General features: G+C 45.2%; 1 pseudogene. It reads left to right on the top strand.

From position 1 onward, the window contains the following. Positions 1 to 445 (top strand): annotated as a pseudogene (locus KH400_RS21110) (excinuclease ABC subunit B); the annotation flags it as partial.

Genomic DNA, 445 nt, shown 5'->3' with positions numbered 1-445 from the left:
AGTCGCATGTGACGGTTCCTCAAGTAAGAGGAATGTACAATGGGGACCGTGCTCGAAAAGAGGTCCTTGTTAATCACGGCTTCCGCTTGCCATCAGCGCTCGATAACCGTCCTCTTCGGCTTGAAGAGTTTGAGAAAAAGGTCCATCAAGCTGTATACGTATCAGCAACGCCTGGGCCTTATGAACTTGAACATACACCGAAAATGGTTGAGCAAATCATTCGTCCTACCGGCTTGCTTGATCCGACGATTGATGTTCGTCCAATTGAAGGACAGATTGATGATTTAATCGGAGAAATTCACGCTCGTGTCGAACGCAATGAACGAGTGCTTGTCACAACGTTGACGAAAAAAATGTCCGAGGACTTAACCGATTATTTAAAAGAAATAGGCATTCGTGTGCGCTATTTGCATTCGGAAATCAAAACGTTAGAGAGGATCGAGAT

This window comes from Desertibacillus haloalkaliphilus (assembly GCF_019039105.1).
GTDB classification, from domain to species: domain Bacteria; phylum Bacillota; class Bacilli; order Bacillales; family KJ1-10-99; genus Desertibacillus; species Desertibacillus haloalkaliphilus.
Note: the sequence above shows the minus strand (reverse complement) of the source record. Positions and strands in the feature narration are given on the sequence as shown.